At 35.8% G+C, this 6951-nt stretch carries 8 protein-coding genes; 1 reads left to right on the top strand and 7 read right to left on the bottom strand.

Annotated elements, in window-relative coordinates; all coding sequences use genetic code 11:
- Window position 1: 1 nt before the first annotated feature.
- The 7 genes from BKH46_RS08035 to BKH46_RS08065 form a co-directional block, all read right to left on the bottom strand.
- Window positions 2-601, bottom strand: a complete 600-nt coding sequence (locus BKH46_RS08035; RefSeq protein WP_172402601.1) for a hypothetical protein — start codon at window positions 599-601, stop codon at window positions 2-4.
- Between the two features lie 71 nt (window positions 602-672).
- Complete coding sequence (locus tag BKH46_RS08040; RefSeq protein WP_095226326.1) at window positions 673-1242, bottom strand: hypothetical protein; 570 nt, start codon at window positions 1240-1242, stop codon at window positions 673-675.
- Complete coding sequence (locus BKH46_RS08045) at window positions 1232-1468, bottom strand: hypothetical protein (RefSeq protein WP_095226327.1); 237 nt, start codon at window positions 1466-1468, stop codon at window positions 1232-1234. Before BKH46_RS08045 ends, BKH46_RS08040 begins: the two co-directional genes overlap by 11 nt.
- The gene (locus BKH46_RS08050; protein WP_095226328.1) at window positions 1455-2969 is read right to left on the bottom strand and encodes a TraB/VirB10 family protein; all 1515 of its coding nucleotides are present in this window, start codon (window positions 2967-2969) and stop codon (window positions 1455-1457) included. The genes BKH46_RS08045 and BKH46_RS08050 overlap by 14 nt, the downstream gene beginning before the upstream one ends.
- A gap of 8 nt (window positions 2970-2977) precedes the next feature.
- Complete coding sequence (locus BKH46_RS08055; protein WP_095226329.1) at window positions 2978-4405, bottom strand: UvrD-helicase domain-containing protein; 1428 nt, start codon at window positions 4403-4405, stop codon at window positions 2978-2980.
- 15 nt (window positions 4406-4420) lie between these two features.
- Complete coding sequence (locus BKH46_RS08060) at window positions 4421-5041, bottom strand: hypothetical protein (protein WP_095226330.1); 621 nt, start codon at window positions 5039-5041, stop codon at window positions 4421-4423.
- 235 nt (window positions 5042-5276) lie between these two features.
- On the bottom strand, window positions 5277-6125 hold the full coding sequence (locus BKH46_RS08065; RefSeq protein WP_095226331.1) for a hypothetical protein: 849 nt from the start codon (window positions 6123-6125) through the stop codon (window positions 5277-5279).
- A 448-nt stretch (window positions 6126-6573) separates the two neighbouring features.
- Here BKH46_RS08065 and BKH46_RS08070 point away from each other — a divergent pair, with 448 nt between their 5' ends.
- Window positions 6574-6831 (top strand): hypothetical protein, encoded by a 258-nt coding sequence (locus BKH46_RS08070; protein ID WP_095226332.1) that lies wholly within the window; start codon window positions 6574-6576, stop codon window positions 6829-6831.
- Window positions 6832-6951: the final 120 nt, after the last annotated feature.

Raw genomic sequence — 6951 nt, forward strand, 5'->3', positions numbered from 1 at the left:
ATTAGCTCCCTTCAAAATACTTTCTTGTTTCTGCAATTTGTTGTTCGAGCTGATCTAACCTTTTAGATAAAACATCGATTCTGCGATGCAAAGATTTATTTCTCTCAAGAGAATCATATTTGAAGTCAGAAAAATCCTTTCTGGAAGCACAATTTAAAGAACAATCCTCCCCCTTACCCTCTTGTTTATCTGTTATGGCATTTGCAGGAGGAGTAGGCTTCTCTGGTTTATCTTCTTTAGCACTCAATGCAGCAACTTCTTTGCGAAGCTCTGCTAGCTCTTTATTCAAATCATCTTTCAGACTTTGCAAATCCTTCTTAACAACCAAGCCCTCTTGATTGACAACAAATTCAGGTGCTATTTCTTTAGGAGGCTCTTTTAGGGATTCTTTGGCTTTTGGAACTTCTTCTTGGGGCTCTGGAGCTTCTTGAACCTGCTCTATTTCTGCCTTGACTTGCTCCTCTTCTGCTTCCTCTTGTGTTTGGTTAGTATCTCCATCATTCTGATCCCCACCTTTTGTTTGCTCTAAGGCATCTAGCCTATCATTGAGTGCTTTGACTTGATCAATGAGTGTAGCAATAGACTCTTTTAAATCCGACATACTAGCTAGGTTTTGAGGGGAAGCTAGTAGTATAGCTGAACAAATTATTGAAACTGATAAAACTCTTTTAATCATTTTTTACCCTTATTGTTGGTCTTATTGGTTTTAGTATTCTTTGTCTGTGTTGTCTTTTTTGGTGCTGTCTTTGTTTGTTTTGTCTTGGCTTTAGTGTTTTTGATGTTGCTTGTATCCTTTTTGATTTTATTCATTACCCGATTGTTGGTATTTTTATAGCTTTCATTGATAAAATCATTGATCACCTTATCTGATTTTAAATCAGCCCGATCAATCTCTCTGGGGCTTATACTAAATGGAAGCTTGCGAGTGGGAGTAATCACACCAGAACTTTGATTGACTTGAGGGACAGTTGAGCCAGGCACAAAATCAGGTCTTCTCACCCAAACATAATTATCATGCCCTGCGATGAGAACCCCATATCTGTCCTTATAAGGTGAGATCCAAATCTTTAGAACTACGCCATAATCAATCACAGTGCGTGCATCGTTGTTTTGAGAGCCTATGATTGGTTTGTATCTGGACTGATAGTCTTGTTGATTCAAAACAACAATCTCCCTACTAGAACACCCCAAAAGAAACAGCATACTTGCAATACCTATAAAAAATTTTGTTTTATTCTTCATTCTTATAATCCTTATATGCCTTCTCAAGGGTGGAACTGCGATTAGAGATAATTTTATAAGCGTTATCGCACACCCCTGCATTTTTATAGTCGTAATCACCTTTGTTAAAATCATAATAAAAAAATCTACCGAATGCTCCTGATTCACAATAACTGCTATTTGCCCCAATCGAACAACCAGATAACAAAAACACAACTCCTAAAATACTCAAATTAATTATCTTCATAATAAGTCCCCTTGGCTTCAACATAATCATATTGGTTATCACCCATATCAATTCCCATTTCAGATCCCTCTCTGCCTGTCTTGTCCTCATAGGGTTCTAGCTTGATTTTCTCCCCTCCTTTAAAAAGAATCGTTACCTTCCTCCCTCCCATAATACTCACCACAGCTGTAAGGCTCTGGGCATACTTGCTATAAATATCTGCCATCTTAGAAATGGTGTTTGATGCAGCACTGCTTGAGCCTGTTCCCAATGCAGCTTGCAAATCAGTATAGCCACCCCCAACAACACTTACATTGGTTGCTTTGCGTGTGATGTAATCAAATCCTGTTTGTAAAAAAGCCAAAGGCAGTGCAGCTCTGATGATTTTACCCTCTTTAGTGATCAACTGCCCTCCTAAACCAATTTTTGAGTTCTCATCAGTCACCCAGCCTTGAATATTCCCTTCTGCAACGAATTTCTCACCCATTTGGTTTGAGAACACACAAGAAATCTTTGTGAGTCTGATTTTGACAGCTTCTGTTGTGAAAGATCCCACAGCCCCACCAATCAACAAACAATCCTTAACATTGGTGTATTCCCCATTGGCAATAGTCATTCTTGTTAGGAGTGAAATATACACAGGGGAATCTTCTTGTGATCCCTGATTGGCAATTGCAGCATCAACACCATTGATCAAAATTCCTTGAGCCAATCCAGCTCTTACATTAAAGAAAGGCTCTCCCTCTTGTTCTTCTTCAGGTGGAGCAGAGAGCGAGGGTCTTACTGTAAAGGCAATCGGGTAAGACTTTAGCTCTTCTTTTTTCTGCTCAACAGGAACAGGGAGCTTGGAAGCATCTTCAGAAAGCGTTGGAAGATCTGCGATAGAAGGTGGAGTTACACTCATAGTATTTTGCTTCTCTTTAATGCCCTTAATTTCTGTATTCACCTTGTCTATCTGCGTGTGGATCTCATCTTTAAAATCTTTTTGTAAAGCACTGATTTTAGCATCGGTGTTTTTACTCATATCATCAATCTTTTGATTCACGCTACTTTGGATTGATTGGGTTTGATTGGAAAGATCATTGATTTTGCTCCCAACATTATCAAAAGCTTCTTTTAATGTTTGAGGTAGTTCTTTGGTTAAAAAAGAACTAGTGCTCTCCAATTTAGCGTTCAAATCTTTAAATTGACCATCAACTGCACTTTTCTCATCTTTCATTTTCTGCATGATAGCACTCTGCCAAATAGCAAAATTATCTGTCTTAATCTCAACAACTTGTCTTTTTGTCTGATCAATATAATCATTTTCGTGTTCGCTATAAATAGAAACTGCTCGAATCATAACTGCAATGATGAAACCTGCAGCCATTAAAAAGAATAGAATCCCTATCCTCTTATTCATCTTGCTTTTTTGCTTCTTGATGGCATCATCTTTGGAAGCAATCTCATCAATTGCTGTATGAGTTTTTATTTTAAACATTCCAAAAAATCCACTTTTCTTTGGTTTTTCTTCATTGCCCATAAAAATCCTTATGTTTTAGTAATGACTAAATTTTGCTGTGCCTTCTGAAAGAGCTCCCAAGATATGGAGTAGTCCTTAACCATCTCTAGGCTTTCTTTGGCTCGTGTAATGGCGACATATAGCAAATTCAACTCTTCAGCATCAACCAACTTTTCTTCTTTCTCCAAAGAATCTGCAACATCAAAAAAGTCATCATATAAAAGCACATGCTCCCACTCCAACCCCTTGCTCTTATGGGCAGAAGTGATAATGAAGTCTGCATCTTTTTTAGGAGAGTCTTTGATATTTTTAATCAACTCAAATGGATTGATCTCATCTTTTAAAAGTTTAAAAAGCAAGATGAGCTTTCCTCTGATTTCACTATCTTTGGATTCTTTAATATAGCCCATTAGGCTTTCAGAATCAACAAAAGCTTTTTTATAAAAAGGGTTTTTGATATTCCTCTTGAGTTCTGGATTCTTAGAGAGAACCAACATCAAATCAATCAAATCATCAAAACCATAACCCTTTACACCACCGATAAAATGAATCTTCTTATCTAAATTATCTGAAACAAACTCAAGCACTTTTGCGTTTGTCCGACAAATTATACATTGTGCTTGCTTTTTTCTCAACTCCTCCTTAGGCACTATCTTCTTTGAAACCAATGGTTTTTCTGCCCTCAAAAGAGCTAAGTAAGGATTGGCAAGAGCAATAATGTTTTGAGGACATCTAAAGGTTTCAGTCAGATAAAGCGTTCTTGCACCCTCATAAGAAGCAAGACTCTCTAAAGCATTGATACACTCTCTGAATCCGTAAATCTTTTGAAAAGTATCACCAATAAAAACCAATCTAGCTTTTTGTTTGATAACAATATCCAACATCATAGGATTGAGATCTTGAGCTTCATCAACCAAAATATAATCATAATCAAGGACTGGGGAACTCAATTGATACATCTTCAAATAAAAATCGTGCTCAAAAGGCAATGAGGAATCACATTGAATATCTTTCCATAAAATAGGTAGATATTTTAAAATGTTTTTATCCAATTCTTTATTTTGTTCCATCACAGCATTGATAGTTTCCTTTGAAAAGAGAAAGCTTTTAAACACAGCCAAAAGGGCATTAGCAGACTCATAATCTTGAGGGAAATATCTGATTAAATCGATAGGTTTTAAAGACAAATTATCCCCAAGCCTTTCTTGAAAATCCTTACCAATATGGCGATAAGCAAGGGCGTGGATTGTTGTAGAATCAACCTCTAAGCCCCTAAACTTCTTCAATGCTTCTTTTGCCATTGAAGCATTATAAGCTAGATATAAAATCTTGCTCCCTACCCTAGCCCTACAATACTCCACCAAAGTGGAAGTCTTGCCTGTGCCAGCATAGGCATTAACTAACAAGATCTTATCTTGGCTTGCAACAATATTTTTTTGCTCTGCAGTTAAATCCACGCATTAGCCCCTAGATTATTCTTTCCCAAAATCAAATCCATCGGTATTTTGAGGTTGTAAATTCTTAGGCTGTGGTGTGGCAGGAGCTTCTTTTTGTGCAGAGGTTTCTGACAAAATTGCTTTTGCTCTTTTCAAAGACTCAAGCTCTGTATTGGCATTTTGATTGACAACCTCAAGCAATTGATTGACCACATTTGCATCTAAATTCTTCACATCAGGATTGGAGCTAATATAATTCTCTTTAATCCTTGCTGCGTTATTTTGCACGAATTGAATTTTTTGTTCGATTGCATAGAGGGCATCTTTTTTTGAAATAGCTTGGCTATAAGCAAAAACAAGATTGCGATAAGGCTTCAATGCTTCAATATTCTTTTGGGATTCAGCCTTAATCTGCCCAATCACAGCAGCATTATTATCTTTTAAACTCTGCAACTCTTTTTCGTATTTAGCCTTAATATTCGCAGTATTTTTCTCAATATCTTCACTAGACACCCCAAAAACTTTGGAACTAATGATCACACCAAATACAAAACAAGCTGCTGATATTCCCAATATTTTATATTTACTTATTTTTTTAGGTTTTTTCAAACCGACATTTTCTTCAAGACCAGACATAGGTTTATTCTCTTCAAGCATACATTCTCCTTGGTTTATAGACTTTTGACAAACTGCTTTAGAGTGCCCAAAGACACTCAAGCTTCTTGCTTCAACGATAGCAGTTAAGTATTGACACTATGACTAGCATATCTCCACAAGCGTAACTTCGGATTGCTTCAACCCTAGAATGTTTTATCTAATATGATGTTATATTATATATAAAAATCTCACAAAATTATAGCATATATAAACGACTTAGCTACTAAAGCTTATATTATCTCCATGGAAACAAATCTTTCCACCCCCTACAGACCTGATATTCATTAATGGGATCTGAAAAATACCCCCAATTTCCTGTGTTTATAGACCCCAAACAATTTACTTTATAATCAGGTTCATCAAGTTTTCTAAGGTCTAATTTTCTGAACTGAACAGATCCATCAGGATATTCAACAAAGAAATGGTCTAATTTTCTTCTCCTTAAATCCTCTTTGATTTTTCTCATCTCTGCCCACGCTTCTTGAAAGCCATTGGCAACAATCTTAATGGATTTTTTCTTATTAGCCTTTAATTTTCTAATCACTTCCAACTTATAACTCTTCCAACAGAATTTACTATAAGGACTCAAACGCTCAATGTGAAAAATGTTTTCAAGGCTGTAGTTTGGAATATAGAATTTAGTTCTTTCTATATTAGGCAATTGCACTAAAAGATCATTGACTAGCCACTTTCTCCCATATTTCATTATTTCACTGCTTGAATCTATGTTGGTTCTAAAAAGAGAGTGATACCCATCTCCACGCCCCTTTCTGGATTTAATTTTGCAAATATCAAGATGGGCGAATCCTGCTGGATGCACCATTTCAACAATCTTTGTACCCACAGAATTGAGTTTCTTCATTTTCATTGTTTGTGCATCATATTTGTAGAAATCTACATAGGGGCATTCGTGTATATCATATTTCAGCAAATCGATTTTAGTTTGGACTGCATTCACCTCTACTTTCAATCTTGTTTTTAGATCCTCATATTCCTTTATCTTCTTTTCGTATTCTTTTTTCTTTTTTTCAATATCCTCATCTATTTTTCGCATTTCATGAAAAAGCTGTGATAATTCAGACATTTGGCACTCCTTTCTAAAAAAATATAAGTAATTTTATGTTATTTACTGCCACTTTGCAACGGAGAAAAAACTTCTTTTTTCTACCTTTTCTCCCACTTTAATACCACCAAAAAAGTCTAGACATATTTTTCAGTCTAAAGGACATAAATAGACAGACTTAAGATGGAATAACTTACTAAAGTAGTATAAAAGCAGTCTAAAGGACATAAATAAAAGTCTAGGCACAAATTTCAGTCCAAAAGGTGGTAAAAAGAAGTTTTTAGAACGATAGAAGTATGTAAAATAGGATGTTTCATGGGATTTGTACCATGGTACAAACTAAAAGAGTGGGGGAAATCAACGGGAGAACTCAACCACAAATATAAAATTGCAAAAATATTTCAAGTAAGATACAATAAAAGTGAAATTATGACAACTTGCAAAATAGTTGAAACTATAAAGGACACATATGAAAAAACTTTTATTACCTACTCTTTTGTTTGCCTTTTGCTTTGGCAATGATGCAACACTTAAAACGCAAGGCTGCGATGATACCCTGCCCCAATCAAATTTTTCTTCTCAAGGGCAAAATCTCAATGATTTGGATTCTGCAATTATGGCTTGCAATGGTAAAGATCATAGCAAAGACCCAAAAGCAAGTAAAGAGCTTGAGGATTTGAAAAAATATCTACACCCTAAGAAGTATTCAGATTGTGTAAATTGCTAACCTCCCTCCTTATGCTATAATACTCCCATAGTAAGGAGTAGATATGGTTATAGAAACAATGAGAGAAGAGTATAGAGAAAAGATACAAGACCTAAGAGAGAAAGGGATTATTGAGACAGA

Origin of the sequence: Helicobacter sp. 12S02634-8 (genome assembly GCF_002272865.1) — a bacterium.
GTDB lineage: Bacteria > Campylobacterota > Campylobacteria > Campylobacterales > Helicobacteraceae > Helicobacter_J.

Coding starts and splice junctions, on each gene's coding strand:
- BKH46_RS08065 (WP_095226331.1), bottom strand. CDS start 6,125: ATGTCTGAATTATCACAGCTTTTTCATGAAATGCGAAAAATAGATGAG.
- BKH46_RS08070 (WP_095226332.1), top strand. CDS start 6,574: ATGAAAAAACTTTTATTACCTACTCTTTTGTTTGCCTTTTGCTTTGGC.
- BKH46_RS08045 (WP_095226327.1), bottom strand. CDS start 1,468: ATGAAGATAATTAATTTGAGTATTTTAGGAGTTGTGTTTTTGTTATCT.
- BKH46_RS08040 (WP_095226326.1), bottom strand. CDS start 1,242: ATGAAGAATAAAACAAAATTTTTTATAGGTATTGCAAGTATGCTGTTT.
- BKH46_RS08060 (WP_095226330.1), bottom strand. CDS start 5,041: ATGCTTGAAGAGAATAAACCTATGTCTGGTCTTGAAGAAAATGTCGGT.
- BKH46_RS08035 (WP_172402601.1), bottom strand. CDS start 601: ATGTCGGATTTAAAAGAGTCTATTGCTACACTCATTGATCAAGTCAAA.
- BKH46_RS08050 (WP_095226328.1), bottom strand. CDS start 2,969: ATGGGCAATGAAGAAAAACCAAAGAAAAGTGGATTTTTTGGAATGTTT.